This window comes from Pseudomonas maioricensis, from assembly GCF_022790535.1.
Classification (GTDB): Bacteria; Pseudomonadota; Gammaproteobacteria; order Pseudomonadales; family Pseudomonadaceae; genus Aquipseudomonas; species Aquipseudomonas maioricensis.
The window spans coordinates 64307-88800 of the sequence record NZ_LOHG01000006.1 but is presented as its reverse complement, the minus strand read 5'-3'; the positions used below and the strand labels follow the sequence as shown (position 1 = coordinate 88800).

The following is a 24494-nucleotide window of genomic DNA, read 5'->3' as shown; positions in this document are numbered from 1 at the left end:
CCTGCGCGACCTACCGCTCCGGGTTGATAGCCATCGGCCGTGGATGACCGCTTTCGACCCGAAGCAGCCACTCTTGACCGGCCCCAGTTGGCCGATAGTTGCCCTGTTAGCCAACGCTAAGGCTCAGTCGCAATCAGTCAGACGTAACGCACTGTCGAGTTGCCTCACCCCAGGTTTTTTCGAAATAGACGCGTTCGAAACCATGCTCGGTGCGCCGCCCCACTTGAACATACCCAAGCCTGGAATAAATCAAGAGGTTGTCGGTCATCTTCTCGTTGGTATAAAGATGCACCGCATTCATTCCCAGTTGTTGGCTGGCATCTTCGCAAAAGCTGATCAGTGATTTACCTACCCCACGTCCTGTCGCGCTTGGCAGCACGGCCACATTTTCAAGCAGCACATACCCTTGCTCGGCATAAAACACCACAAAGCCTTCGACGCGGGTGGTTTCATCCGTCGCCACGTAAACAATCCCCGCCGCGATTTGCGCCCCGTAGTCGGCGGTCATTGGAGCGGGTTTGCGCCCGATTGCAGGTATATAGGGGGCGTAGGCCTGTTCAGCGCAGTGTCTGATCGCAGGCTCGTCTTTTGCTTCAGCTAAACGGATCAAGAATAGGCCTTCGATAAAGGGCGAGGCTTGCGGTTGATACTCTGGCAGATCGTAAACGCAGATGTCGAGTGACCGTCTATGGCCCAGAGCGTGTCAAAACTCGTATTGCCGATTCCACTCCAGTGATTTGTCTTACTAAGCCCAGGTCAGACATCGGTTGCTCACGTTCAGTATGAAACTCCGAAGATCGGCGGACACTCCGACGACGTGGGCTAGAGGCTATAACCTATTAGCTGGCTATTGTTATTTTGGGATTGGTGACCGGACAACCAGTAGACTAAAAAACCACTCAAAACCGATTTGCTCCGAAAGTCAGGGAATTGTTCATGGCATTTATTGTTACCTGCGTTGTGTCCCTGGTTTTCTGGACTGTTGTTTCAGTAATCACAGGGGCTAAGGAGCCTTGGGACCTGGCTAGTTACTGGACCATCATCTATCCCGCCGCGTTAGCTTTGTCAGTGATTCTTGGAGCAGTTCTAAAAAGCTCACAGTGGTCCGCAGGCGGCGTTGTAATGCTCTCTCAGATCCCAGTGGTTTTGGCGATTTCTGGTACATCATCCCCGTTGCTAGGTGTCGGTATCATCTATGCGGCCTTCCTCTCTATTCCGGCGATAACGCTTTCATGGCTCGCTGGCAAATTGTGCTCAGGCAAGAAAGGAGGATGGGCATCTACGAAGAAATGAATCGGCAAGTTGGACAGTGCGACGTCACCACCCGCTTGCCCATCTACGATTTTAAGGTCATAACGGCTCAGGAGACTGCACACGGCCGAGAGGTCGATAACTCACAAGGCATGAGTGTGGGACATCAGCAACGATTCCCGGGCGCCGGTGTTTATTAAGCTGACCACAGACGGCGGACTGAGTCGCCCCTGTTTTGTGTTGCTGTTGTCTTGGATGGGAAGCAGTGGAGGGTGGAAGAGGGGGGGGAGTCGCAGGTAAGGGGAAGCACGAATCCCACCCACAAAAAAACCGGCGCAATGGCCGGTTTCTTTGTATTCAAGCTGCATTGAGCAACAGCTTGAAGTGTGTCGTGGTGCCCCGAGGGAGAATCGAACTCCCACTTCTTTCGAAAACGGATTTTGAATCCGCCGCGTCTACCAATTCCGCCATCAGGGCTCAATGGCGGCGAAGTCTACAGACGGTATTACCGTTGGTCAATCACCTTTCATGGTCAATTTTGTCTCTTTCGGCTAAACTTCGCGGCCCTGCTAGACGAACTCCATCATGCGCGTTGCTGACTTTACCTTCGACCTCCCTGATTCCCTGATCGCTCGCCATCCTTTGGCCGAGCGCCGCAGCAGTCGTTTGTTGACCCTGGACGGGGTCACGGGCGCGCTGGCTCACGAACATTTTTCCGATTTGCTGGAGCATGTGCGCCCCGGTGATCTGATGGTGTTCAACAATACCCGCGTGATTCCGGCGCGGCTGTTCGGCCAGAAGGCGTCGGGCGGCAAGCTGGAGATTCTGGTGGAGCGGGTGCTGGACACGCATAGCGTGCTGGCCCATGTGCGGTCGAGCAAATCGCCCAAGCCGGGTTCGATGATTGTTATTGATGGCGGCGGCGAAGCCGAGATGGTCGTGCGTCACGACACCTTGTTCGAGCTGCGTTTCAGCGAGCCGGTGTTGCCGCTGCTGGAGCGTGTCGGGCATATGCCGTTGCCTCCTTATATAGACAGACCGGATGACAGCGCCGACCGCGAGCGTTATCAGACGGTGTACGCCCAGCGTGCCGGTGCGGTTGCTGCGCCGACGGCGGGTTTGCATTTCGATCAGCCGCTGCTGGATGCCATGCAAGCCAAAGGCGTGGAGATGGCGTTTGTCACACTGCACGTGGGCGCGGGTACGTTCCAGCCGGTGCGGGTCGAGAAGCTTGAAGATCACCACATGCACAGCGAGTGGCTGGAAGTCGGCCAGGATGTTGTCGATGCAGTGGCCGCATGTCGTGCACGCGGCGGCCGGGTGATTGCGGTGGGTACGACCAGCGTGCGTTCGCTGGAAAGTGCCGCCCGTGACGGTGAGTTGAAGCCGTTCAGTGGTGACACCGACATCTTTATTTTTCCGGGGCGTCCCTTCCATGTGGTCGATGCCCTGGTGACCAACTTTCATTTGCCTGAATCCACGCTGCTGATGCTGGTTTCGGCATTCGCCGGTTATCCCGAAACCATGGCTGCCTACGCGGCGGCGGTGGAAAACGGCTACCGCTTCTTTAGTTACGGTGATGCGATGTTCATCACCCGCAATCCCGCGCCGACCGCTCCCAAGGCATCGGGCCCAGAGGATCACGCATGAGCCGCACCAGTCGTATGTCTTTCGAGTTGTTGGCCACTGACGGCAAGGCGCGTCGTGGTCGTTTGACCTTCCCGCGAGGCGTGGTTGAAACCCCGGCGTTCATGCCGGTGGGCACTTATGGCACGGTCAAGGGCATGCTGCCGCGTGACATCGAGGCCACCGGCGCGCAGATCATTCTGGGCAACACGTTCCACCTGTGGCTGCGTCCGGGTACCGAGGTCATCAAGGCTCACGGTGACCTGCACGATTTCATGAAGTGGAATGGTCCGATTCTGACTGACTCGGGCGGCTTTCAGGTGTTCAGCCTGGGCGCGATGCGCAAGATCAAGGAGGAGGGCGTGACCTTCGCTTCTCCGGTCGATGGCGCCAAGGTGTTCATGGGGCCGGAAGAGTCGATGCAGGTTCAGCGTGATCTGGGCTCCGACATCGTGATGATTTTCGATGAATGCACGCCTTACCCGGCTGACGAAGATGTCGCCCGTGTGTCCATGGAGTTGTCGCTGCGCTGGGCCAAGCGTTCGAAAATCGCCCATGGTGAAAGCACTGCCGCGCTGTTCGGCATTGTTCAGGGCGGCATGCATGAAAATCTGCGCAAGCGTTCGCTGGAAGGCCTTGATCAGATTGGCTTTGATGGCCTGGCCATCGGCGGTTTGTCGGTGGGCGAGCCCAAGCACGAGATGATCAAGGTGCTGGATTACCTGCCTGGCCTGATGCCTCCTGAAAAACCTCGTTACCTTATGGGGGTAGGCAAGCCTGAAGATCTGGTTGAGGGTGTGCGCCGCGGAATCGACATGTTCGATTGCGTGATGCCAACCCGCAATGCCCGCAACGGTCATTTGTTCATTGATACAGGTGTATTGAAGATCCGTAACGCGTTCCATCGTCATGATGATTCGCCTCTGGATCCGACCTGCGATTGCTACACCTGTCAGAACTTCTCGCGCGCTTATCTGCATCACCTGGACAAGTGCGGCGAAATGCTGGGAAGCATGCTTAATACGATCCATAATTTGCGGCATTACCAGCGCCTTATGGCTGGTTTGCGCGAGGCTATTCAACAAGGTACATTGGCCGCCTTTGTCGATGCCTTCTATGCCAAGCGCGGGATTCCAACGCCGCCGATGGACTGAGTCAAAACAAGTTTTTTCTGCTTTTTACTTAATTATGCAACTGGAGTGCTAAATGAGCTTTTTCATCTCTCCCGCTTTCGCGGACGCTGCTGCACCTGCTGCTGGCCCTATGGGTGGCGGTTTTGAATGGATCTTCCTGGTCGGCTTCCTGGTCATCTTCTATCTGATGATCTGGCGTCCACAGGCCAAGCGCGCCAAAGAGCAGAAGAACCTGCTGGGCAACTTGCAGAAGGGCGACGAAGTGGTTACTACCGGCGGTATCGCTGGCAAGATCACTAAAGTGACTGATGACTTCGTTGTTATCGAAGTTTCCGACACTGTTGAGCTGAAAATGCAGAAGGGCGCTATTGCTGCCACGCTGCCAAAGGGCACCCTGAAAGCGATTTAAGATTCAGACTTTTACTAATCGACGGGGCGCGCAAGGCGCCCCGCGTTATAAGCGGGCGGCGTGATGCTGAACAAATACCCTCTGTGGAAATACGTACTGATCCTGGCGGTGCTGGTGATCGGTTTTATTTATTCCGCACCCAATCTCTACCCTGACGATCCAGCGATCCAGATCAGCGGCGCAAGCACTGCGCTGCAGGTGGGTCAGGCTGATCTGGAGCGGGCGAGCAAAGCGCTTGTTGATTCCGGAATCGCGGTCAAGGCCTCTTCGCTGGCCGAGAATGGCAAAGGCGGTTTGTTGCGTCTGAGCAAGCAGGAAGACCAGCTGCCAGCCAAGGATGTTGTGCGCAAGGCGTTGGGCGATGACTATGTCGTTGCACTGAACCTGGCCCCAACTACTCCGCCGTGGTTGCGCAATCTGGGTGCAAGCCCGATGAAGATGGGTCTGGACTTGTCCGGTGGTGTGCACTTCCTTCTGGAAGTTGACATGGACAAGGCGCTGGATGCACGTCTGAAAGTTTATGAAGGCGAAGTCAAAAGCCTGTTGCGTAAGGAAAAGGTGCGTTATCGCAGCCTGCCGCAACTGGGTGGCGCTATTCAACTGGGTTTCAGCGATGACGCTGCCCGTGAAGAAGCCCGCGCTCTGGTTCGCAAGAATTTCACCGATTTCGAAATCACCCCGGCTGAGCTGAACGGCATTCCTGTGCTGCGTCTGGCAATGACCCCGGCGAAGATCAACGAGATCCGCGATTACTCGATCAAGCAAAACCTGACCACGGTCCGTAACCGTGTCAACGAGTTGGGTGTTGCCGAGCCTCTGGTTCAGCGTCAGGGTGCCAACCGTATCGTGGTTGAGCTGCCGGGCGTGCAGGATACCGCTGAAGCCAAGCGTATTCTCGGCAAGACAGCCAACCTTGAGTTCCGTCTGGGCGCAGGTCCTGATGATTCGAAAGCCACCACCGAAATGTTCGAGTTCCGCGAAGGCGGTCGTCCGGCAGCACCGGTGGAGCGTGGTCTGATCATCACGGGTGACCAGGTCACTGACGCCAAGGCCAGCTTTGACGAGCACGGTCGTCCACAGGTGAACATCACCCTGGACGGTCACGGTGGCGAGTTGATGAGCCGTGCGACCCGCAGCAACGTGGGTCGTAGCATGGCGGTGATCTTCATCGAGCAGAAGCCGACCACTACCTACACCAAGCAGACTGTCAACGGCGTCGAGAAAGACGTGCCGGTTCAGACCTTCAAGGAAGAAAAGAAGATCATCAGTCTGGCGACCATCCAGTCGCCACTGGGCGCTCAGTTCCGGATTACCGGCCTGAATGGTCAGGGTGAGTCTTCCGAGTTGGCGCTGTTGCTGCGTGCCGGTGGTCTGGCTGCGCCGATGTACTTCGCTGAAGAGCGCACAATCGGTCCGAGCCTGGGTGCAGACAACATCACCAAGGGTATCGACGCTTCCCTGTGGGGCATGCTGTTCGTTTCGCTGTTCATCATGGCGATCTATCGCTTCTTCGGCTTGATCGCGACAGTCGCTCTGGCGCTGAACATGGTCATGCTGCTGGCGTTGATGTCGTTGCTGAGTGCGACGCTGACCTTGCCGGGTATTGCCGGTATCGTCTTGACGATGGGTATGGCGGTTGACGCCAACGTGCTGATCTTCTCGCGGATACGTGAGGAAATCGCCAACGGCATGACCGTTCAGCGTGCGATCCATGAAGGTTTCGACCGCGCTTATACCGCGATCCTCGACGCCAACCTGACGACGCTGCTGGTCGGCGGCATTCTCTTCGCAATGGGCACCGGCCCGGTGAAGGGTTTTGCGGTGACCATGTCGCTCGGGATCTTTACCTCGATGTTCACGGCCATCATGGTGACCCGCGCAATGGTCAACCTGATCTATGGCGGGCGTGACTTCAAGAAGTTGTGGATTTAAGGGGCTGCCATGTTACGTACCATTAACTTCATGGGCGTGCGCAATGTTGCGTTCGCCGTCACGATGCTCCTTACCGTTCTGGCATTGTTCAGCTGGTTCAGCAAAGGGCTCAACTATGGTCTGGACTTCACCGGCGGTACGCTGATCGAGCTGACTTACGAGCGTCCTGCCGATCTGGGCAAGGTTCGTGAGGAGCTGGTCAGCTCCGGTTATCACGATGCTGTGGTGCAAAACTTCGGCGCCACTACCGATCTGCTCGTGCGTATGCCCGGTGAAGACCCGCAGTTGGGTTCTCAGGTTGCCGATGCTCTGCGTAAAGCGGGCGGCGACAACCCGGCTACCGTCAAGCGTGTCGAGTTCGTAGGGCCGCAGGTCGGTGAAGAGCTGCGTGACCAGGGTGGCCTGGGCATGCTGCTGGCGCTGGGTGGTGTATTGATCTACCTGGCCTTCCGCTTTCAGTGGAAGTTCGCGGTGGGTGCGATCATCTCCCTGATCCACGACGTGGTCGTGACGATGGGCATCCTGTCGTTCTTCCAGATTACCTTCGACCTGACGGTGCTGGCGGCGGTGCTTGCCATCATCGGTTATTCGCTCAATGACACCATCGTGGTATTTGACCGTGTGCGGGAAAACTTCCGTTTGCTGCGCAAGGCTTCGTTGATCGAGAACATCAATATCTCCACGACTCAGACGCTGCTGCGTACCGTCGCAACGTCGGTGTCGACCTTGCTGGCGATTGCGGCATTGTGGGTGTTTGGTGGTGACAACCTTGAAGGTTTCTCCATCGCGCTGTTCGTCGGTGTAGTGGCGGGTACTTACTCCTCCATCTATATCGCGAACGTGGTGCTGATCTGGCTGAACCTGACGACAGAGGATCTCATTCCTCCAGTTGTCGCCGAGAAGGCTGACGATCTTCCCTGATCGCTGCGCTTCCCGAGAGTGATACCAAAAGGGCATGAGTTTTGAACTCATGCCCTTTTTTGTGCTCCAAGGCTTGGGTTCGTGGATTGCCGACGCTTACGCTGAAACGGTGACGATCCCAAGTACTGCGTAGGAAAACTACGTTTGAGATGGTCAGGAGGTTCACGTGAACAAATCGTTGCTTGTTGGTGCTGTGCTGGGCGCTGCCGTTGTTACGGCTGGCGGTGCTGTTGCCACCTACAGCCTCGTTAAAAGCGGCCCGGAATATGCGGATGTGCTGGCAGTCGAGCCGGTTAAACAGCAAATAAAAACGCCGCGTGAAGTTTGCAAAGATGTAACCGTAACCAAGCGTGCTCCGGTCAAGGATGAGCACCAGATTGTGGGCAGTGTGATCGGCGCTGTTGCGGGTGGCTTGCTGGGTAACCAGGTAGGCGGCGGCAACGGCAAGAAGATCGCCACCGTAGCGGGCGCTGTTGGCGGCGGTTATGCCGGCAACAAGGTTCAGGAAGGTATGCAGAACCGCGACACTTACACCACCACCGAAACTCGCTGCAACACGGTCAATGACATCAGCGACAAGGTCGTGGGTTATGACGTGAAGTACAAGCTGAATGACAAGGTGGGTCAGGTGCGTATGGATCGTGATCCGGGTGGCCAGATTCCGGTCAACAAGGAAGGTCAGCTGATTCTGGGTCAAAACCAGCAATAAGTTTTGAGTCTGTGTTGATCAGAAAAAGCACCTTCGGGTGCTTTTTCTTTTTCTGCCTTGCTTGAAAGTGGCGGGCATAAAAAAACCGGCGCTTGGCCGGTTTTTTTATGGGGCTGAATCTTAACGCTTCATTGTGGCCGGCAGGTGCGGTGCAATGGAGGTCAGAACAGCTTTGAAGCACTTGGTGTTGCCGGCAACAATGTGGCCTTTTTCCAGGAAGTCGTGACCGCCTGTGAAGTCGCTGACCAGACCGCCTGCTTCCTGAATCAGCAGTGCGCCTGCAGCCATGTCCCACTCGGACAGGCCTGATTCCCAGAATGCGTCGAAGCGACCGGCAGCAACATACGCCAGATCCAGGCTCGCAGCGCCTGCGCGACGGATGCCTGCGGTCTGGCCTACCAGGCTGCGGAACATGCCCAGGTAGTTTTCCAGGTTGTCCATCTGGTTGTCGCGGAACGGGAAGCCGGTGCCGAGCAAGGCGCCATCAAGGCTGGTGCGCGGGCTGACGCGCATGCGTCGGCCGTTGAGCTGTGCGCCGTTACCTGCGCTGGCGGTAAACTCTTCCTGGCGAACCGGATCCAGAACCACTGCGTGAGCCAGGCGGCCTTTATGTTTGCAGGCGATGCTGACGGCGAAGTGCGGGATGCCGCGGAGGAAGTTGGTGGTGCCGTCCAGTGGATCGATGATCCACAGGTAGTCAGCGCCTTCGCCGCTGCCTTCGTGCATGCCGGTTTCTTCGCCAAGAATGCCGTGAGTCGGATAGGCTTTGCGCAGGGCGGTGATGATCAGTTGCTCGGCGGCACGATCGATTTCGCTGACGTAATCCTTCGCACCTTTTTCATCGACCTTGATGGTATCCAGGCGCTCGATGGAGCGGAAGATCAATTCGCTGGCGCTGCGGGCGGCGCGCAGCGCGATATTCAGCATGGGCTGCATGGACGTTTCACCTAGGTCGTTAAAGAAAGCCGAACATTGTATTGGCTGTGGCGGAACTTTTCCAGTGGTTAACTGGATGTGTTGAGTATGTCGCCAATGTCGTGGGACCGGCTTTAGCCGAGAGGAGGTCGCTACAGACGACGCATTTGTATCGTCAGACACTCGTTCCTGTGGGAGCAGAGCTTGCTCGCGATAAGGCTGGACGCAGTTCACTCCAGATTGCATCCAGCCTTCGCGGGCAAGCCCGGCTCCCACAGGATCTGCGCAGTCCTGGATATTGGTGTGAAGTCGTGGGATCAGCTTTGGGCGGGGAGAGGTCGCTACAGACGACGCATTTGTATCGTCAGAAATGCCGCCTTCCCGGCTAGAGTCGGTCCCACGTCACGCCCGTATTCAGCAAGCCGCAACCGTTCATAGCGTTCACTCCGGGGGTTCTGTAAGATTTCACACCCTCCTACTTATCTGTGAGCGCTCCCATTGCTGCAAAACATTCGTGTTGTCCTGGTCGGTACCAGTCACCCCGGTAATATCGGTGGGGCTGCTCGTGCCATGAAAAACATGGGGCTTTCGCGCCTGGTGCTCGTTGATCCGCAGTTTTTCCCTCACCATGAAGCTGATGCTCGTGCTTCCGGCGCTGGCGATATTCTGGAAAAGGCCCAAGTGGTTGCGACCCTTGAAGACGCCTTGGTGGGGTGCAATCTGGTATTGGGTACCAGTGCTCGCGACCGCCGCATCCCGTGGCCGCTGCTTGATCCGCGTGAGTCCGGCGTGTTGGCTGCCGAGCAGGCGGGGCAGGGCGCAGAAGTTGCGTTGGTGTTTGGTCGCGAGTACGCAGGCCTGACCAACGAGGAATTGCAGCGATGTCATTATCACGTGCATATCCCATCCGATCCCGAGTTCAGTTCGCTGAATCTCGCTGCGGCGGTGCAAGTCCTCAGTTACGAGGTGCGCATGTCGTGGCTGGCTGCGCAGGGGCAGCCCACCAAGGTAGAGAAGGTCGAAGTGACCTCGGTGCGCAGTGCTGATCTGGCAACCATGGATGAGATGGAAGGCTTCTATGGTCATCTTGAGTCAACGCTGGTGGCTATCGGCTTTCTCGATCCGGAAAAACCTCGCCATCTGATGGCTCGTCTGCGTCGTCTGTATGGACGCAGCGAGGTGAACCGTTCCGAGATCAGTATTTTGCGCGGCATCCTTACTGAAACCCAGAAGGCTGCACGTGGCGAACCTTATAAGCGGAAGGAACAATGATGTTCGAGCGTCTGCGAGAAGATATTCAGAGTGTGTTTCATCGTGATCCTGCTGCACGTAACTCCTTCGAGGTGCTGACCTGCTACCCCGGCATGCATGCCATCTGGTTGCACCGGCTGGCACACATCCTGTGGCGCAATGGATGGAAGTGGCCTGCGCGTGTGGTTTCCAACTTTGGTCGCTGGATGACGGGTATCGAAATCCATCCGGGCGCCAAAGTGGGTCGGCGCTTCTTCATCGATCACGGCATGGGCATTGTGATTGGCGAGACGGCTGAAATCGGCAATGACGTGACGCTTTATCAGGGTGTGACGCTCGGCGGTACCAGCTGGAATGCAGGCAAGCGCCATCCAACGCTTGAAGATGGTGTGGTGGTGGGAGCGGGTGCCAAGGTGCTTGGGCCGTTTACGGTGGGTGCCGGGGCGAAGATCGGCTCCAATGCGGTGGTGACCAAGGCTGTGCCTGCCGGGGCTACAGCGGTAGGTATTCCGGGGCGGATCATTATCAAGTCCAGTGATGACGTGGAAGCCAAGCGCAAGGCAATCGCCGAGAAGCTGGGTTTCGATGCCTATGGGGTTAGCGAAGACATGCCGGACCCGGTTGCCCGTGCGATCGGTCAATTGCTGGATCACCTGCAGGCTGTGGATGGTCGTCTGGAGGGGATGTGCGAAGCCCTTAAAGGCCTGGGCAGCGACTATTGCGCCAAAGAGCTGCCCGAGTTGCGCGATGAGGTCTTTGACTGCGTAAAGGACAAGAGTGAAAGCAAGGTCGGCTGATGCGCCTTGAATCCGGGGCGTGTCATGCGCCCCAGTGTTTGCTATGATGCGGCCGCTCTTTTGTGCTTAATCCCGACTGTTTTGCTAGGTCTTATAGTTGACTTAAATACTCGGGAATAGCATACTCGCCCCTATTCCGAACCTCTGCGGTACACGCCATGCGACTGACAACTAAAGGCCGATACGCGGTAACTGCCATGCTTGACCTGGCGTTACATGCGCAGAACGGGCCAGTGTCTCTGGCCGATATTTCCGAGCGCCAGGGTATTTCCCTGTCTTACCTTGAGCAGCTGTTTGCCAAGCTGCGCCGTGGCAATCTGGTTTCCAGTGTTCGTGGTCCAGGCGGCGGTTACCAGTTGTCCCGTGACATGCACGGCATCAAGGTTGCTCAGGTTGTCGATGCGGTCAACGAGTCTGTCGATGCAACGCGTTGCCAGGGGTTGGGTGATTGCCATGCCGGTGATACCTGCCTGACTCACCATTTGTGGTGTGACCTCAGTGAGCAGATTCACGAATTTCTAAGCGGTATCAGTCTGGCCGACCTTGTCACTCGCCGTGAGGTACAAGAAGTTGCCCAGCGCCAGGATCTGCGTCGCACCAGCGCCAAGACCCAGTACCTGGATAAGATTGAAACGTCCGCCGTTGAATGAGCGTAGATGAATCAGCGGTGCGCCTGCCTGATAGGAGAGATTCAATGAAGTTGCCGATTTACCTTGATTACTCCGCGACGACCCCGGTCGATCCGCGTGTCGCTCAGAAAATGATTGAGTGCCTGACCGCTGACGGAAACTTCGGTAACCCGGCATCGCGCTCCCACGTCTTCGGCTGGAAAGCTGAAGAGTCGGTTGAGAATGCTCGTCGTCAGGTCGCCGATCTGGTTAACGCTGATCCGCGTGAAATCGTCTGGACCTCGGGTGCTACCGAGTCCGACAACCTGGCAATCAAGGGTGTCGCGCACTTCTACGCCAGCAAAGGCAAGCACATCATCACCAACAAGATCGAGCACAAAGCGGTGCTCGACACCACGCGTCAGCTTGAGCGTGAAGGTTTTGAAGTTACCTACATCGAGCCAGGTGAAGACGGCCTGATTACTCCAGCATTGGTAGAAGCCGCGTTGCGCGACGACACCATCCTGGTTTCGGTCATGCACGTGAACAACGAAATCGGTACCGTGAACGACATCGCTGCAATCGGCGAACTGACCCGTTCCCGCGGCGTGTTGTTCCATGTCGATGCTGCCCAGTCCACCGGTAAGGTCGAGATTGATCTGGCCAACCTCAAGGTTGACCTGATGTCGTTCTCTGCACACAAGACCTATGGCCCTAAAGGTATCGGCGCACTGTACGTCAGCCGCAAGCCGCGTGTTCGCATCGAAGCGGCCATGCACGGTGGCGGTCACGAGCGTGGTATGCGTTCCGGTACCCTCGCGACGCACCAGATCGTCGGCATGGGTGAAGCATTCCGTATCGCCAAGGAAGAAATGGCCGCAGAAAACGTGCGTGTCAAAGCCCTGAGCGATCGTTTCTACAAGCAGGTTGAGCATCTGGAAGAGCTGTACGTCAACGGCAGCCTGACTGCTCGTGTGCCGCACAACCTGAACCTGAGCTTCAACTACGTCGAAGGCGAGTCGCTGATCATGGCGCTCAAGGATCTGGCTGTATCGTCAGGTTCTGCTTGCACCTCCGCGTCGCTTGAGCCGTCTTATGTGCTGCGCGCCCTTGGTCGTAATGACGAACTGGCACACAGCTCGATACGTTTCACCTTCGGCCGTTTCAGCACCGAAGAAGAGATCGATTACGCCGCGCAGAAAGTTTGCGAAGCGGTCACCAAGCTGCGCGCACTTTCGCCGCTATGGGACATGTACAAAGACGGCGTCGACATTTCCAAGATCGAGTGGGCGGCGCACTAATTTAAAGCCGCCTTACCGACAGGCCATGTTTAACCTGTAGTTGCATGGCTTGCAGAGCGGCTCCCTGATAGAGGAATAGCATCATGGCTTACAGCGAAAAGGTCATTGACCACTACGAAAACCCGCGCAACGTCGGCAAGATGAACGCGGAAGACCCAGATGTTGGCACCGGCATGGTCGGCGCCCCTGCTTGCGGCGACGTTATGCGTCTGCAGATCAAGGTCAACGAGCAAGGTGTCATTGAAGACGCCAAGTTCAAGACTTATGGCTGCGGTTCGGCTATCGCTTCCAGCTCTCTGGCAACCGAGTGGATGAAAGGCAAGACTCTGGATGAAGCAGAGACCATCAAAAATACTCAGTTGGCCGAAGAACTGGCTTTGCCTCCGGTGAAAATTCACTGCTCGGTACTTGCTGAAGACGCCATCAAGGCGGCTGTTCGTGACTACAAGCAGAAGAAAGGCCTGCTGTAATAGCAGCGTTTTTTAAAGAAGCTGGTGTGAAGTAATAAGGAGTTCCGATGGCTATCAGCATGACAGAAGCTGCCGCAAATCACGTACGACGCTCCCTTGACGGGCGTGGCAAAGGTGATGGCGTTCGTCTGGGTGTTCGCACCACAGGCTGTTCAGGTCTCGCCTACGTGCTTGAGTTCGTCGATGAGGCGCAAAGCGAAGATTCCGTGTTCGAATTGCACGGCGTCAAGGTGATCATTGACCCGAAAAGCCTGGTCTATCTCGATGGCACCGAGCTCGATTTCGTCAAGGAAGGGTTGAACGAAGGCTTCAAGTTCAACAACCCCAACTCGCGCGGTGAATGTGGCTGCGGCGAAAGCTTCAACGTCTGAGGCTTATTGTGGGTACTCCTTGTCATTTCGCTCTTTTCGAGCTCAAGCCGAGCTTTCGCCTCGATCTCGATCAGTTGGCGAGCCGTTACCGCGAGCTTGCTCGCGGGGTTCATCCTGATCGCTTTGCGGACGCCTCCGAGCGCGAGCAGCGCTTGGCACTTGAACACTCCGCCAGCCTCAACGAAGCCTATCAGACGCTCAAGAGCGCTCCGAAGCGGGCACGCTATCTGTTAGCGATGCGCGGTGACGAGGTTCCGCTTGAAGTCACTGTCCACGATCCCGATTTTCTTCTGCAGCAGATGCAATGGCGCGAAGAGCTTGAGGATCTGCAGGACGAAGCGGATCTGGCCGGGGTAGCTGTTTTCAAGCGGCGCCTCAAGGTTGCTCAGGACGAACTGAACGAAAGCTTCGCTGCCTGTTGGGATGATGCTGCACAGCGCGAGCAGGCCGAGCGCCTGATGCGACGTATGCAGTTCCTCGACAAGCTCTCTTACGAAGTGCGCCAGCTTGAAGAGCGCCTCGACGATTAACTCCGTGCTGCTTCTGGCAGCGCGCCTGTGAAATTCTGATAAAGCATGGCTCTACTGCAGATCGCCGAACCCGGTCAAAGTCCTCAACCTCACCAGCGCCGTCTGGCCGTGGGTATTGACCTGGGCACAACCAATTCGCTGGTCGCTGCGTTGCGCAGTGGCCTCTCCGAACCGCTGGCTGATGCAGATGGGCAGGTCATTCTGCCCTCTGCTGTGCGCTACCATGCCGATCGCGTCGAGGTGGGGCAGGCTGCAAAAGCCGCCGCCTCGACAGATCCATTCAACACCGTACTGTCGGTCAAGCGCTTGATGGGTCGTGGTCTTTCCGACGTCAAGCAATTGGGCGAGCAGTTGCCTTACCGCTTTGTAGGCGGCGAGTCGCATATGCCGTTCATTGAGACTGTTCAGGGGCCGAAAAGCCCGGTCGAGGTCTCAGCGGATATTCTCAAGGTCTTGCGCGAGCGCGCCGAGCAGGCTCTGGGTGGGGATCTGGTCGGTGCGGTCATCACTGTTCCGGCTTATTTCGATGACGCCCAGCGTCAGGCGACAAAAGACGCCGCCAGGCTGGCGGGTCTTAACGTGCTGCGCCTGCTCAACGAGCCAACCGCTGCGGCCGTGGCTTATGGTCTGGATCAGAGCGCCCAGGGCGTTGTTGCGATTTATGACCTTGGCGGCGGTACGTTCGACATCTCTATTTTGCGTCTCACTGGCGGCGTGTTCGAGGTTCTGGCAACCGGCGGCGATACCGCGTTGGGTGGCGATGACTTCGATCACGCTATTGCCAGCTGGATTATTGGCGAAACAGGTTTGTCTGCCGACATCGACCCCGCTGCGCAGCGCAGCCTTTTGCAGGCGGCTTGTGCTGCGAAAGAGGCGCTGACCACTGACAGTTCTGTCGCCGTCGAATATGGCGACTGGAAAAGCACCCTGACGCGTGACGCCTTCGAGGCGATGATCGAGCCGATGGTGGCGCGCAGCCTCAAGTCTTGCCGCCGTGCCGTGCGTGATGCGGGTATCGAGCTGGATGAAGTTGAAGCGGTAGTGATGGTTGGCGGTTCTACTCGTGTGCCGCGTGTGCGCGGTGCCGTAGCCGATTTGTTCGGTCGCCAGCCGTTGACGGAGATCGATCCGGATCAAGTGGTCGCCATTGGTGCGGCGATCCAGGCAGATACGCTGGCTGGCAACAAGCGCGACGGCGAAGAGCTGCTGCTGCTTGATGTGATTCCGCTCTCGCTGGGGCTGGAAACCATGGGCGGCCTGATGGAGAAGGTCATTCCGCGTAACACGACCATCCCGGTGGCGCGCGCTCAGGATTTCACCACTTACAAAGATGGTCAGTCGGCCATGATGATTCACGTGCTGCAAGGTGAGCGTGAATTGATCAGTGACTGCCGCTCGCTGGCGCGCTTCGAACTGCGTGGTATTCCTTCCATGGTCGCCGGAGCAGCGAAAATTCGCGTTACTTTCCAGGTCGATGCCGATGGTCTGCTCAGTGTCGCGGCTCGTGAGCTGGGTTCGGGTGTTGAGTCGAGCATTCAGGTCAAGCCCTCCTATGGGCTGACTGATGGCGAAATTTCCCGGATGCTCAAGGACTCCTTCGAGTACGCCAGTGATGATAAGGTCGCCCGCGTTTTGCGCGAGCAGCAGGTTGATGCTCAGCGTCTTGTGGAGGCTGTAGAGGCCGCCCTTGAGGTTGATGGCGAGCGCTTGCTGGATGCTGAAGAGCGCATGGTGATCGACCTGCAGTTGCAGGAATTACGCGAATTGATGCAAGGCACCGATGGCCCGGCCATTGAGCAGCAGACCAAGCGTCTGTCGCAGGTGACTGATGCTTTTGCTGCCCGCCGCATGAACGTGACGGTAAAAGCCGCTCTGGCGGGGCGCAACCTGAATGACATTGAGGAATAACTGATGCCGCAGCTGATTTTTCTGCCCCATGCCGTGTTGTGCCCGGAAGGGCTGGTTCTGGAGGTTGAGCCTGGCACTTCCATCCTCGAAATTGCCCATGAGCATCACATCGAGATTGAAAGCGCCTGCGGCGGTGTCTGCGCCTGCACTACCTGTCATTGCGTCATTCGCGAGGGTTTTGGCTCTCTGAATGAAGCAGACGAGCTGGAAGAAGACATGCTGGACAAGGCCTGGGGGCTGGAAGCTCAGTCCCGCCTGTCCTGTCAGGCAGTCGTCGGAAATGAAGACCTGACCGTTGAAATTCCGAAGTATTCGCTTAACCATGCGGCTGAAGCGCCGCACTGATTCAAGGAAGTCTCATGAGCCTTAAATGGGTTGATGTGCAGGAAATAGCGATCCAGCTTGCCGAGTTACACCCGGATGTCGATCCGCTGTCGGTGAATTTCGTCAAGCTGCGCAATCTGGTTATGAATCTGCCCGAGTTCGATGATGTCCCGGACCGCGGCGGTGAAAAGGTCCTCGAAGCCATTCAGGGCCTGTGGATCGAAGAAACAGACTAAGCTCTGTTACTTATGCAGTTAGGAAATCCCCCAGAACCCGCGTATAATTCGCGGGTTTAATTTTTCGCTTTAATCATCGTTTCTGGAGTTACACCATGGCTGTTCAACGTACTTTCTCCATCATCAAGCCTGACGCCGTTGCTAAGAACGTAATCGGCGAGATCACCACTCGTTTTGAAAAAGCCGGTCTGCGCGTCGTTGCTTCGAAGCTGAAGCAGCTGTCCAAGGCTGAAGCTGAAGGTTTCTACGCTGAGCACAGCGCTCGTGGCTTCTTCGGCGACCTGGTTGCTTTCATGATTTCCGGTCCTGTTGTTGTTCAGGTTCTGGAAGGCGAAAACGCTATCGCTCTGAACCGTGAGCTGATGGGCGCTACCAACCCTAAAGAAGCTGCTGCGGGCACCATCCGTGCTGACTTCGCTGATTCCATCGACGCCAACGCTGTTCACGGCTCCGATTCCGAAGCAGCCGCTGCTCGCGAAATCTCGTACTTCTTCGCAGCTACAGAGGTAACCGCTCGCTAAGTCCTGGACTAACGAGTGAAGGGTGAATTCATGATTGCAACGACTGGCAAAACAAACCTGTTGGGTCTTACCCAGCCGGAAATGGAAAAATTCTTCGATTCAATCGGGGAGAAGCGCTTCCGTGCCGGTCAGGTCATGAAGTGGATTCACCACTTTGGCGTCGATGATTTCGACGCCATGACGAATGTCGGCAAGGCCCTGCGTGAAAAGCTCAAGGCCTGTGCTGAGGTTCGCGGTCCTGAAGTCGTCAGCGAGGACATCTCCAGCGATGGCACCCGTAAATGGGTGGTTCGTGTGGCGTCCGGCAGCTGCGTCGAAACCGTTTATATCCCTCAGGGCAAGCGTGGCACCTTGTGTGTTTCGTCCCAGGCGGGCTGTGCGCTGGATTGCAGTTTCTGCTCTACCGGCAAACAAGGCTTCAACAGCAACCTCACCGCCGCCGAAGTGATCGGTCAGGTGTGGATTGCCAACAAATCCTTTGGCAGCGTCCCGGCTACCGTCGACCGTGCCATCACCAACGTGGTGATGATGGGCATGGGTGAGCCGCTGCTGAATTTCGATAATGTCATTGCCGCCATGCATCTGATGATGGATGACCTGGGGTATGGCATTTCCAAGCGCCGGGTGACTCTATCCACCTCCGGCGTGGTACCGATGATCGACGTGCTGGCTGAGCACATTGATGTTTCGCTGGCGTTGTCGCTGCACGCGCCTAACGACGCGTTGCGTAACCAGTTGGTACCGATCAACAAGAAGTATCCGTTGAAAATGCTCCTCGAATCCTGCCGTCGCTACATGGCGACGCTGGGTGAAAAGCGCGTGTTGACCATTGAGTACACCCTGCTCAAGGACGTCAACGACAAGGTCGAGCACGCCGTTGAGATGATCGAGTTGCTCAAGGACACGCCTTGCAAGATCAATCTGATCCCGTTCAACCCGTTCCCGCACTCTGGTTACGAGCGTCCAAGCAACAATGCGATTCGTCGCTTCCAGGACCAACTGCATCAAGCTGGATACAACGTCACGGTGCGCACCACTCGGGGTGAAGATATCGATGCCGCGTGTGGTCAGTTGGTAGGGCAGGTCATGGACCGAACACGCCGCAGCGAGCGTTATATCGCTGTACGTGAATTGAGTAGCGAGGCGAGTGTGGCTCAAAGCGCCGCGACTCGAACCTGATCGCGAACCTGGCCGAGAGAATCTCAATGTCCGTGCGTGCCGCCTTGCTGCTCTGCTTTTTGACCGCGCTGGCTGGTTGCGTGACCACGGGTAATGTCGATCCGATGAGCACCAGCAAAGGTCGCGACGCTGCACGTCAGGCTTATGTACAGCTGGGTATTGGCTATCTGCAACAGGGGCAGACTGAGCGGGCCAAGGTGCCATTGAAAAAGGCGCTTGAGCTGGACAGTTCCGATGCGGATGCCAATGCCGCACTCGCTCTGGTCTTCCAGGTCGAGATGGAGCCCGAGCTGGCTGATCAGCATTTCCAGAAAGCGCTGTCCTCGCGCCGGGGCGACGCACGTATCCTCAACAATTACGGCAGTTTTCTTTACGAGCAGAAGCGCTACAAAGAGGCTTATGAGCGTTTTGAGCAAGCTGCCGCCGATAACCTTTATCCTGAGCGTTCGCGGGTATTCGAAAATCTGGGCATGACTGCCGTTATGCTGGGTAACCGCGAAGCTGCCGCTGCTCATTTCACCAAAGCCTTGCGCATGGATCGTCAATTGCCACGCGCATTGCTGGAAATGGCTGAGTTGTCTTACGAAGACAGGCATTATGTGCCCTCGCGTGATTATTACGACCGGTTTAGCCAACTGAGCGAGCAAAATGCACGTAGTCTATTGCTCGGTACGCGGTTGGCAAAAATCTACGAAGATCGCAACAAGGCAGCCAGTTTTGGCCTGCAACTCAAAAGACTCTATCCCGGTACGCCGGAATATCAGCAATACCTGTCGGAGCAATGATGAAAGCGGTGCATCCCGAAGTCGTAGCAGCCACTCGCGTCAATCCTGGCGATACCTTGCGTCAGGCTCGTGAGAGTAAAAACTGGTCGCTGCCAGACGTCGCCCTGAGGCTGAATCTCACCGTAACCTCGTTGAGTAACCTCGAGGCTGGCCACTTTGAAAAATTGCCGGGTCATACGTTCGCCCGCGGTTATGTGCGCGCATACGCCAAGGTGCTGGAGCTGGATCAGGCCGCACTGGTCACCCAGTTCGATCAGTACACCGGTACAGACAGCGCGGGCAGTTCGGTGCATGCCCTGGGTCGTATCGAAGAACCGGTGCGCCTTTCCCACAATATTCTGCGAATCGTCAGCCTGCTGTTGCTGATTGTGCTGGTTGGTGGTGGTTTCTTCTGGTGGCAGGATCAGACGTCCTTGCGTGGCAAGGACGCAGGTCTGAGCCTTGAGCACGTTGAAGTTGAAAGCGCTGATGGCACCACCCAGATTCATCCGCTGGACGAGCCTGAAGATCAGGCCGTTGCTGAAGCGCAAACGTCCGACTCGGCGCCTCTGGCCCTGAATCCTTCTACGCCGCCAGCACAGGCACCTGCTCAGGCCCCGGTTCAGACGCCTGCAACCCCGTCGTCGACTACGCCTCCTGCAGCTTCGCCGACGCACAGCGCGCCTGCGACCGCTCCAGCGCCATCAGCTCCGGTTGCTGCTCCTGCACCGGCTGCTCCTGCTGTCGCTACTGAAGCTCCGGTTGCCGGTGCTGGCCAGTTGAGCATCACATTCATCGCTGATTGCTGGACTCAGGTCACCGACGCTGGTGGCAAGGTTCTGTACAGCGGTTTGAAGCGCAAGGGCGACACTCTGGACGTGAATGGCAAGCCACCTCTCAATGTGCGCCTGGGGGCGGCAGCTGGCGCTCAGGTCAGCTACAACGGCATGTCAGTCGATGTGGCTCCGTTCACCACTGGCGCAACTGCTCGCCTGAAGCTGGGACAATAAGTCATGCACGGTGAATCTCCGATCAAGCGTCGCGAATCCCGGAAAATCTGGGTGGGCTCGGTACCGGTAGGCGGCGATGCGCCTATCGCGGTGCAGAGCATGACTAACAGTGACACTAATGATGTCGCTGCGACGGTTGCGCAAATCAATCGTCTTGAAGCTGCTGGCGTGGACATCGTCCGGGTTTCGGTACCGGATATGGACGCCGCTGAGGCTTTCGGTCGTATCAAACAGTTGGTGAAGGTCCCGCTGGTTGCCGACATTCACTTTGATTACCGGATTGCCTTGCGGGTTGCTGAACTGGGTGTCGATTGCCTGCGTATCAACCCGGGCAACATCGGTCGCGAAGACCGGGTGAAGGCTGTGGTCGATGCCGCTCGTGATCGTGGTATTCCGATTCGCATTGGCGTCAACGCTGGTTCGCTGGAAAAAGATCTGCAGAAGAAGTACGGCGAGCCAACGCCAGCGGCGCTTGTAGAATCAGCTCTGCGCCACGTCGAGCACCTCGAGCGTCTGAACTTCAAGGACTTCAAGGTCAGTGTCAAAGCTTCCGATGTGTTCATGGCCGTCGAAGCCTATCGCTTGCTGGCGAAGGAAATTGTCCAGCCATTGCACTTGGGTATCACCGAGGCGGGTGGTCTGCGTTCAGGCACGGTGAAATCGGCAGTGGGCCTAGGTATGCTGCTCGCCGAAGGAATTGGCGATACTATCCGCATCTCGCTGGCCGCTGATCCGGTCGAAGAGGTGAAAGTCGGCTACGACATCCTTAAATCGCTGCGCCTTCGCTCTCGTGGAATCAACTTCATCGCCTGCCCGAGTTGCTCGCGGCAGAACTTCGATGTGGTCAAGACCATGAACGAACTGGAAGGGCGGCTTGAGGATTTGCTGGTGCCGCTGGATGTTGCGGTCATCGGTTGCGTGGTTAACGGGCCTGGTGAAGCCAAAGAGGCGCATGTAGGTCTGACGGGCGGTACGCCTAACCTGATCTACATCGACGGCAAGCCGGCACAGAAGCTGACCAATGACAATCTGGTGGATGAGCTGGAACGCTTGATTCGCCAGAAAGCGGCCGAAAAGGTCGAAGCTGACGCAGCCCTTATCGCGCGCGGCTAAACAGAATTGCTAAGGATTTTTTGTGAGTAAGTCTCTGCAAGCCATTCGTGGCATGAACGACATTTTGCCCGATCAGACCCCGTTGTGGCGTCACTTCGAAGGCACTGTCTCGCGTCTGCTGGATAACTACGGTTACCGTCAGATTCGCATGCCTGTCGTGGAGTTCACCGATCTGTTCAAGCGCTCCATCGGTGAAGTGACCGATATCGTCGAAAAAGAGATGTACACCTTCGCCGATCGCAACGGTGACTCTCTGACCCTGCGCCCGGAAGGCACGGCAGCCTGCGTGCGTGCGGTGCTTGAACACGGTATCACCGGTGGCGGTCAGGTACAGAAACTGTGGTACATCGGTCCGATGTTCCGCCACGAGCGTCCACAGAAAGGCCGTTATCGTCAGTTTCACCAGATCGGTGTCGAAGTGTTCAACCTTGATGGTCCGGACATCGACGCAGAGCTGATCGTCCTGACCTGGCGTCTATGGGGCCTGTTGGGTATCCGCAACGCAGTCAAGCTCGAACTCAACAGCCTGGGCACCAGCGAGGCGCGAGCGCGTTACCGCGATGCGCTGGTCGAGTTCCTGTCAGCACGCCTCACTGAACTGGATGAAGACAGCCAGCGCCGCCTGAAAACCAACCCTTTGCGCGTACTCGACACCAAGAACCCTGAAACCCAGGCCCTACTGGTCGATGCGCCGAAACTGGCGGATTACCTGGACGACGAGTCTCGCATCCACTTCGAAGGCCTCAAGGCGCGTCTGGATGCTGCGGGTATTCCGTATGTGATCAATCCGAAGCTGGTTCGTGGTCTCGATTACTACAGCAAAACCGTTTTCGAGTGGGTAACCGATCAACTGGGGGCCCAAGGCACTGTATGCGCGGGCGGCCGTTATGACGGTCTGGTCGAGCAGATGGGTGGCAAGGCTACCAGTGGCGTCGGTTTCGCCATGGGTATCGAGCGTCTGGTGCTGCTGCTTGAAACACTTGAGCAGGTCCCTGAGGAGATATCCCGTCAGGTTGACGTGTACCTGTGCGCCTTCGGCGAAGCGGCGGAGCTGGCAGCACTTGCGCTGACCGAGCGTGTGCGTGATGAACTGCCGAACCTGCGCTTGCAGGTAAACGCGGGAGCTGGCAGTTTCAAAAGTCAGTTCAAGAAAGCCGACAAGAGTGGTGCGCTGTTTGCGTTGATCCTTGGGGAAGAGGAGCTGGCGCAGCAGATCATCGGCGTCAAACCCCTGCGTGGTCAGGGTGAACAACAAAATATTGCCTGGGATGCTCTGTCTGAGCACCTGGCCTCCTGCGTTGTGCAGGGTTGAAGCTGATTTACAGCCGATTTAGCGAATAGGAGTATTGGGGTGTCAGGTACTGAAGATGATGAACTGGCGGCAATGAAGGACTGGTGGCAGCGTAATGGTAAACCCCTGGTGACGGGCGGTTTGCTGGCGCTGGTAGTGGTGCTTGGCTGGCAGGCCTGGACCAGATACGAAAGCAATCAATCGCAAGGTGCTTCGGCGCTTTACCAGCAGTTGCTGGAAACAGCCCTTACGCCGAGTGGCCAGGCTGATACGGCCCGTGTTGCTGATATCGCCAACAAGCTCAAAAACGAGTTTGGTGGTTCTGCCTACGCTCAATACGGCAGCCTGTTCGTAGCCAAGGTGGCTGTCGACAACGGCAAACTCGATGATGCTGCGGCCGAGTTGAAGCTGGTCACCGACAAGCCTGCCAGCGACACGTTGGGCGAAATCGCCCGCCAGCGTCTGGCTCGCGTATTGGCTGCACAGAACAAGGCTGACGACGCGTTGAAGCTGCTCGACGGCGATGCCGAAAAGGCATTCCTGGCCAGCCGTGAAGAACTCAAGGGCGACCTGCTGGTACAGCTGGGTCGTACCGACGAGGCCCATGCTGCATACCAAAAAGCCAAATCCGCGCTGTCTGAAGAAGCGGCCGTAGGTGGCTTACAAATGAAGCTCGACGACTTGGCCAAAGGGGATGCGTGACGTGATCCGTTGGAAACATGCAGCATTGCTGGCTCTGGCCATTTTGGCCGCGGGTTGCAGCAGCAACAGCAAAAAGGAATTGCCACCGGCCGAGCTGACCGACTTCAAAGAAGAAGTCGTGCTGCAGAAGCAGTGGAGCCGCTCTATCGGTGAGGGCCAGGGCGAAACCTACAACATGTTGGTTCCGGCCATTGATGGCGACCGTATCTTCGCCAGCGACGTTGAAGGCTTCATCGTCGCGATGGACCGAATGAACGGTAAGGTCATCTGGGAAAAAGATCTTGAGTTGCGTGTATCCGGCGCCGTTGGCGTGGGTTACGGCATGCTCATGGTGGGGACCCTGAAAGGCGAAGTCGTCGCTCTGGACTCCAGCACCGGTGAAGAAAAATGGCGTGCTCGCGTGACCAGCGAAGTGCTGGCTCCGCCTGCCACCAACGGTGATGTGGTCGTGGTTCAGACCCAGGATGACCGTATTGTCGGCCTGGATGCAGCGACCGGTAACCAGCGCTGGATCTACGAAAGCACTCCGGCAGTACTGACCCTGCGCGGTACCGGTGCGCCGATCGTAACCAACCGCCTGGCGGTGGCTGGCCTGTCGACCGGTAAAGTGGTTGCACTGGACACCTCCAACGGCGTGCCGGTCTGGGAGCAACGTGTCGCTGTTCCTCAAGGTCGCTCGGAGCTGGATCGCGTCGTTGATATCGACGGCGGTTTGCTGCTGTCCGGTGGTACTTTGTACGTCGCTACCTATCAGGGCCGGGTTGCCGGTCTTGAGCTGGAAAGCGGGCGTGTGATCTGGCAGCGCGATGCATCGAGTTACTCTGGCGTAGCCCAGGGCTTTGGTAGTGTTTATGCCAGCCTGGCCTCCGGCACCGTCGAGGGTATCGATGAGCGTTCATCCTCTGCCTTGTGGAGTAACGAAGCGCTGGCCCGTCGTCAGCTGGGTTCGCCGGAAGTGTTTTCCAGCTATGTAGCCGTCGGCGACATGGAAGGCTATCTGCACCTGTTGAGCCAGGTTGATGGTCGTTTCGTGGGCCGCGAGCGCATTGACAGTGACGGCCTGCGTGCTCGTCCGTTGGTGGTTGGCGACATGATTTACGTCTACGGCAACAGCGGCAAGCTGGAAGCCCTGACGATCAAGTAATGGATGTCTATGCTTGATCAGGACCCTGCTTCGGCGGGGTCTGCAGCACTCTGAGTGCTGTCCCGAACTCCGGCCGCT

General features: G+C 57.0%; 27 protein-coding genes and 1 tRNA gene. 25 read left to right on the top strand and 3 right to left on the bottom strand.

The features are described from left to right. Positions 1–133: 133 nt before the first annotated feature. Positions 134–508, bottom strand: coding sequence for a GNAT family N-acetyltransferase (locus tag AUC61_RS11440; RefSeq protein ID WP_340163293.1), 375 nt, complete (start codon positions 506–508; stop codon positions 134–136). 428 nt (positions 509–936) lie between these two features. On the opposite strand from AUC61_RS11440, the gene AUC61_RS11435 reads away from it, so the two are divergent. Continuing rightward, positions 937–1293 carry a hypothetical protein gene (locus tag AUC61_RS11435; RefSeq protein WP_243246128.1) on the top strand — a complete coding sequence of 119 codons (357 nt, stop codon included), beginning with the start codon at positions 937–939 and terminating at the stop codon, positions 1291–1293. Positions 1294–1643: 350 nt separating this feature from the next. Here AUC61_RS11435 and AUC61_RS11430 read toward each other — a convergent pair. Further along, positions 1644–1728, bottom strand: a tRNA-Leu gene (locus AUC61_RS11430). A gap of 108 nt (positions 1729–1836) precedes the next feature. On the opposite strand from AUC61_RS11430, the gene queA reads away from it, so the two are divergent. The 6 genes from queA (at position 1837) to AUC61_RS11400 (ending at position 7981) form a co-directional block, all read left to right on the top strand. Next, complete coding sequence (queA, locus tag AUC61_RS11425) at positions 1837–2901, top strand: tRNA preQ1(34) S-adenosylmethionine ribosyltransferase-isomerase QueA (RefSeq protein WP_243246127.1); 1065 nt, start codon at positions 1837–1839, stop codon at positions 2899–2901. Between the two features lie 14 nt (positions 2902–2915). Next, positions 2916–4031: a tRNA guanosine(34) transglycosylase Tgt gene (gene tgt / locus AUC61_RS11420; protein WP_243246530.1), complete on the top strand. Its 1116-nt coding sequence runs from the start codon at positions 2916–2918 to the stop codon at positions 4029–4031. 52 nt (positions 4032–4083) lie between these two features. After that, positions 4084–4419 (top strand): preprotein translocase subunit YajC, encoded by a 336-nt coding sequence (yajC, locus tag AUC61_RS11415; RefSeq protein WP_032630903.1) that lies wholly within the window; start codon positions 4084–4086, stop codon positions 4417–4419. Positions 4420–4482: 63 nt separating this feature from the next. Then, entirely contained in the window at positions 4483–6351 is a 1869-nt protein-coding gene (gene secD / locus AUC61_RS11410) for a protein translocase subunit SecD (RefSeq protein ID WP_243246126.1), read from the top strand. 9 nt (positions 6352–6360) lie between these two features. Then, positions 6361–7272 carry a protein translocase subunit SecF gene (gene secF, locus AUC61_RS11405; protein WP_243246125.1) on the top strand — a complete coding sequence of 304 codons (912 nt, stop codon included), beginning with the start codon at positions 6361–6363 and terminating at the stop codon, positions 7270–7272. 166 nt (positions 7273–7438) lie between these two features. Continuing rightward, complete coding sequence (locus AUC61_RS11400) at positions 7439–7981, top strand: glycine zipper 2TM domain-containing protein (protein ID WP_027899883.1); 543 nt, start codon at positions 7439–7441, stop codon at positions 7979–7981. Positions 7982–8101: 120 nt separating this feature from the next. Here the strand turns inward: AUC61_RS11400 and suhB are convergent, their stop codons facing one another. Continuing rightward, a complete protein-coding gene (gene suhB, locus AUC61_RS11395; RefSeq protein WP_122665310.1) occupies positions 8102–8917 on the bottom strand; it encodes a type III secretion system regulator SuhB in 816 nt (271 codons plus the stop codon). Positions 8918–9394: 477 nt separating this feature from the next. Here suhB and trmJ point away from each other — a divergent pair, with 477 nt between their 5' ends. The 18 genes from trmJ to bamB all read left to right on the top strand — a co-directional run bounded on the left by trmJ (position 9395) and on the right by bamB (position 24416). Then, positions 9395–10168, top strand: coding sequence for a tRNA (cytosine(32)/uridine(32)-2'-O)-methyltransferase TrmJ (gene trmJ, locus AUC61_RS11390; RefSeq protein WP_243246123.1), 774 nt, complete (start codon positions 9395–9397; stop codon positions 10166–10168). Continuing rightward, complete coding sequence (gene cysE, locus AUC61_RS11385) at positions 10168–10944, top strand: serine O-acetyltransferase (protein ID WP_122665308.1); 777 nt, start codon at positions 10168–10170, stop codon at positions 10942–10944. Before trmJ ends, cysE begins: the two co-directional genes overlap by 1 nt. 158 nt (positions 10945–11102) lie before the next feature. After that, a complete protein-coding gene (gene iscR, locus AUC61_RS11380) occupies positions 11103–11594 on the top strand; it encodes a Fe-S cluster assembly transcriptional regulator IscR (RefSeq protein WP_122665307.1) in 492 nt (163 codons plus the stop codon). A 44-nt stretch (positions 11595–11638) separates the two neighbouring features. Continuing rightward, complete coding sequence (locus AUC61_RS11375; RefSeq protein ID WP_122665306.1) at positions 11639–12853, top strand: IscS subfamily cysteine desulfurase; 1215 nt, start codon at positions 11639–11641, stop codon at positions 12851–12853. 83 nt (positions 12854–12936) lie between these two features. Beyond that, the gene (gene iscU / locus AUC61_RS11370; protein ID WP_002552476.1) at positions 12937–13323 is read left to right on the top strand and encodes a Fe-S cluster assembly scaffold IscU; all 387 of its coding nucleotides are present in this window, start codon (positions 12937–12939) and stop codon (positions 13321–13323) included. Positions 13324–13370: 47 nt separating this feature from the next. Then, positions 13371–13694 carry an iron-sulfur cluster assembly protein IscA gene (gene iscA / locus AUC61_RS11365; RefSeq protein ID WP_087264568.1) on the top strand — a complete coding sequence of 108 codons (324 nt, stop codon included), beginning with the start codon at positions 13371–13373 and terminating at the stop codon, positions 13692–13694. 8 nt (positions 13695–13702) lie between these two features. Beyond that, positions 13703–14224, top strand: a complete 522-nt coding sequence (gene hscB, locus AUC61_RS11360) for a co-chaperone HscB (RefSeq protein WP_243246121.1) — start codon at positions 13703–13705, stop codon at positions 14222–14224. A 45-nt stretch (positions 14225–14269) separates the two neighbouring features. Beyond that, positions 14270–16132 (top strand): Fe-S protein assembly chaperone HscA, encoded by a 1863-nt coding sequence (gene hscA / locus AUC61_RS11355; RefSeq protein WP_243246120.1) that lies wholly within the window; start codon positions 14270–14272, stop codon positions 16130–16132. 3 nt (positions 16133–16135) lie between these two features. Beyond that, entirely contained in the window at positions 16136–16477 is a 342-nt protein-coding gene (gene fdx, locus AUC61_RS11350) for an ISC system 2Fe-2S type ferredoxin (RefSeq protein WP_122665302.1), read from the top strand. A gap of 14 nt (positions 16478–16491) precedes the next feature. Next, positions 16492–16692, top strand: coding sequence for a Fe-S cluster assembly protein IscX (iscX, locus tag AUC61_RS11345; RefSeq protein ID WP_243246118.1), 201 nt, complete (start codon positions 16492–16494; stop codon positions 16690–16692). A 95-nt stretch (positions 16693–16787) separates the two neighbouring features. Then, positions 16788–17213 carry a nucleoside-diphosphate kinase gene (ndk, locus tag AUC61_RS11340; RefSeq protein WP_002552482.1) on the top strand — a complete coding sequence of 142 codons (426 nt, stop codon included), beginning with the start codon at positions 16788–16790 and terminating at the stop codon, positions 17211–17213. A 30-nt stretch (positions 17214–17243) separates the two neighbouring features. After that, complete coding sequence (rlmN, locus tag AUC61_RS11335) at positions 17244–18392, top strand: dual-specificity RNA methyltransferase RlmN (RefSeq protein ID WP_243246117.1); 1149 nt, start codon at positions 17244–17246, stop codon at positions 18390–18392. A gap of 26 nt (positions 18393–18418) precedes the next feature. Next, positions 18419–19177: a type IV pilus biogenesis/stability protein PilW gene (gene pilW, locus AUC61_RS11330; RefSeq protein WP_243246116.1), complete on the top strand. Its 759-nt coding sequence runs from the start codon at positions 18419–18421 to the stop codon at positions 19175–19177. Next, on the top strand, positions 19177–20166 hold the full coding sequence (locus AUC61_RS11325; RefSeq protein WP_243246115.1) for a RodZ domain-containing protein: 990 nt from the start codon (positions 19177–19179) through the stop codon (positions 20164–20166). The genes pilW and AUC61_RS11325 overlap by 1 nt, the downstream gene beginning before the upstream one ends. Before the next feature lie 3 nt (positions 20167–20169). Beyond that, a complete protein-coding gene (gene ispG / locus AUC61_RS11320) occupies positions 20170–21279 on the top strand; it encodes a flavodoxin-dependent (E)-4-hydroxy-3-methylbut-2-enyl-diphosphate synthase (RefSeq protein ID WP_122665298.1) in 1110 nt (369 codons plus the stop codon). Between the two features lie 22 nt (positions 21280–21301). Further along, entirely contained in the window at positions 21302–22591 is a 1290-nt protein-coding gene (hisS, locus tag AUC61_RS11315) for a histidine--tRNA ligase (protein WP_243246114.1), read from the top strand. Between the two features lie 39 nt (positions 22592–22630). Beyond that, complete coding sequence (locus AUC61_RS11310) at positions 22631–23272, top strand: YfgM family protein (RefSeq protein WP_243246113.1); 642 nt, start codon at positions 22631–22633, stop codon at positions 23270–23272. Beyond that, on the top strand, positions 23265–24416 hold the full coding sequence (gene bamB, locus AUC61_RS11305) for an outer membrane protein assembly factor BamB (RefSeq protein ID WP_243246112.1): 1152 nt from the start codon (positions 23265–23267) through the stop codon (positions 24414–24416). The genes AUC61_RS11310 and bamB overlap by 8 nt, the downstream gene beginning before the upstream one ends. Positions 24417–24494: the final 78 nt, after the last annotated feature.

Coding starts and splice junctions, on each gene's coding strand:
- ispG (WP_122665298.1), top strand. CDS start 20,170: ATGCACGGTGAATCTCCGATCAAGCGTCGCGAATCCCGGAAAATCTGG.
- AUC61_RS11435 (WP_243246128.1), top strand. CDS start 937: ATGGCATTTATTGTTACCTGCGTTGTGTCCCTGGTTTTCTGGACTGTT.
- bamB (WP_243246112.1), top strand. CDS start 23,265: ATGCGTGACGTGATCCGTTGGAAACATGCAGCATTGCTGGCTCTGGCC.
- ndk (WP_002552482.1), top strand. CDS start 16,788: ATGGCTGTTCAACGTACTTTCTCCATCATCAAGCCTGACGCCGTTGCT.
- rlmN (WP_243246117.1), top strand. CDS start 17,244: ATGATTGCAACGACTGGCAAAACAAACCTGTTGGGTCTTACCCAGCCG.
- yajC (WP_032630903.1), top strand. CDS start 4,084: ATGAGCTTTTTCATCTCTCCCGCTTTCGCGGACGCTGCTGCACCTGCT.
- AUC61_RS11440 (WP_340163293.1), bottom strand. CDS start 508: ATGACCGCCGACTACGGGGCGCAAATCGCGGCGGGGATTGTTTACGTG.
- pilW (WP_243246116.1), top strand. CDS start 18,419: ATGTCCGTGCGTGCCGCCTTGCTGCTCTGCTTTTTGACCGCGCTGGCT.
- AUC61_RS11325 (WP_243246115.1), top strand. CDS start 19,177: ATGAAAGCGGTGCATCCCGAAGTCGTAGCAGCCACTCGCGTCAATCCT.
- tgt (WP_243246530.1), top strand. CDS start 2,916: ATGTCTTTCGAGTTGTTGGCCACTGACGGCAAGGCGCGTCGTGGTCGT.
- iscR (WP_122665307.1), top strand. CDS start 11,103: ATGCGACTGACAACTAAAGGCCGATACGCGGTAACTGCCATGCTTGAC.
- queA (WP_243246127.1), top strand. CDS start 1,837: ATGCGCGTTGCTGACTTTACCTTCGACCTCCCTGATTCCCTGATCGCT.
- secD (WP_243246126.1), top strand. CDS start 4,483: ATGCTGAACAAATACCCTCTGTGGAAATACGTACTGATCCTGGCGGTG.
- fdx (WP_122665302.1), top strand. CDS start 16,136: ATGCCGCAGCTGATTTTTCTGCCCCATGCCGTGTTGTGCCCGGAAGGG.
- iscU (WP_002552476.1), top strand. CDS start 12,937: ATGGCTTACAGCGAAAAGGTCATTGACCACTACGAAAACCCGCGCAAC.
- suhB (WP_122665310.1), bottom strand. CDS start 8,917: ATGCAGCCCATGCTGAATATCGCGCTGCGCGCCGCCCGCAGCGCCAGC.
- iscA (WP_087264568.1), top strand. CDS start 13,371: ATGGCTATCAGCATGACAGAAGCTGCCGCAAATCACGTACGACGCTCC.
- iscX (WP_243246118.1), top strand. CDS start 16,492: ATGAGCCTTAAATGGGTTGATGTGCAGGAAATAGCGATCCAGCTTGCC.
- cysE (WP_122665308.1), top strand. CDS start 10,168: ATGTTCGAGCGTCTGCGAGAAGATATTCAGAGTGTGTTTCATCGTGAT.
- secF (WP_243246125.1), top strand. CDS start 6,361: ATGTTACGTACCATTAACTTCATGGGCGTGCGCAATGTTGCGTTCGCC.
- AUC61_RS11375 (WP_122665306.1), top strand. CDS start 11,639: ATGAAGTTGCCGATTTACCTTGATTACTCCGCGACGACCCCGGTCGAT.
- hscA (WP_243246120.1), top strand. CDS start 14,270: ATGGCTCTACTGCAGATCGCCGAACCCGGTCAAAGTCCTCAACCTCAC.